The following is a 1,636-nucleotide window of genomic DNA, read 5'->3' on the forward strand; positions in this document are numbered from 1 at the left end:
ACTTCCTTATATAATGTATTTAGGTTGTTAAAGGTAACCTATAACCCTTTTTCGACTAAGTATTATTCAGGTTTGCTGTATAATATTGTTATTAGATAGAGTGTACTCGTCACTTCCTTGAGATTTAATCTCGTAATTGAAAGAGTGAGTCCTCTAATCTTTTAACTGTTTACGAATAAGTTAGATGTTGACCCTTTCAGGGTACTTCGTATATACCATAAGGCAGTAACGTTATTAGATTTTGAGGTGTCTATCTAAAATACTTTTTTATGAGGTTCAAATGTTTTATTTAGGTATCGATATTGGCAAAAATACTCATGTTGCTTCATTAGTTGATGACAAGAAAAAGGTTATTTTTAAGGCTTTTTCTTTTTCAAATTCCATTGATGGTGCTGAGAGTTTAATCCTTAAACTAGAAGCTTTCAAAAATGAACTTGAAGTTGCTATGGAAGCTACAGGTCATTATTGGTTATCTCTATACTCATATCTTGTCGAAAAAAACTTTACTGTTCGTGTTATCAATCCAATCCAAACTGACGGTTGGCGACAAGGTATTGAGATTAGAAAGAGAAAAACTGATGTTATTGATTCTCTTTTAATAGCTGATCTTCTTAGATATGGAGATTTCGTTGAGACTTCGCTTTCTAATGAAGATTATTTGTCTTTGAGAAATCTTTCCAGATTTAGGTCTTACCTCATTTCTTCAATTGGCGATCTTAAAAGAAAAACTATTGCACTTTTAGATCAAGTTTTTCCTGAATATGCCTCTTCTTTTAGTAATATTTTTGGGAAGACTTCTAAGGAAATTCTTTCAAATTTCTCTACTCCTTCTGATTTTGAGGATATTAATTCTGATGATTTGAATACTTTTCTTGAATCTGTTTCTAAGAAAAACTATGCTTCTAAGAAGATTGATGAGCTTTCTAAAAAGGCTTCTTCTTCTTTTGGTATTAATTTCTGTCTGGATTCATTTAGTCTTCAGATCAAAATACTTATTGAGCAAATTTCTTTTATTCAAAAGCAGGTTTCTGATGTTGAAAATGAAATTGAACTATTGCTTGAAAAACTTAATTCTCCAATTACTACTATTCCAGGTATCGGTTCTGTTAATGCAGCTACTATATTAGGTGAGATTGGAGATATTAAAAGATTTTCTAATCCTTCTAAACTTGTCGCTTATGCTGGTTTGGATGCTAGCGTTTCTCAGTCTGGAGAATATGAATCTACTTACAATCATATGAGTAAAAGAGGTTCTCCTTACTTAAGGCGTGCTCTTTTTCAATCCGCTCTTAGAGCTGAATTTTGTGATCCTGTTTTCTCAGATTATTATCAAAAAAAGATTAGTGAAGGAAAACATCATCTAGTTGCTACCAATGCTGTTGCTAGAAAGCTTTGTCATACTATTTTTGCTGTTCTTACTAAAGATGAACCTTATCAAGTACAAAATTAGTTTTGTTTTATTGCAAACTGATTTTTGAAAAAATTACAATTTTAAGGTTAAAAACCTTGCTAACCCTATTTTTAAATTCTTAAACTCTAGGGTATTTTTTCATGCTTATTTTTATTCAGTTTTTATCAATATCAATTCTTATATTTTTAGCATTTTACCTCTTGACTTTTAATAGTTAGTCTTTCT

Annotated in this window: 1 protein-coding gene; it reads left to right on the forward strand. The window is 30.6% G+C overall.

What is annotated here, in order from left to right:
* Positions 1-280: 280 nt before the first annotated feature.
* On the forward strand, positions 281-1,450 hold the full coding sequence (locus J2S72_RS08700; protein WP_023054965.1) for an IS110 family RNA-guided transposase: 1,170 nt from the start codon (positions 281-283) through the stop codon (positions 1,448-1,450).
* The last annotated feature ends 186 nt before the right edge of the window (positions 1,451-1,636 follow it).

This window comes from Peptoniphilus koenoeneniae, assembly GCF_030812875.1.
GTDB classification, from domain to species: domain Bacteria; phylum Bacillota; class Clostridia; order Tissierellales; family Peptoniphilaceae; genus Peptoniphilus_B; species Peptoniphilus_B koenoeneniae.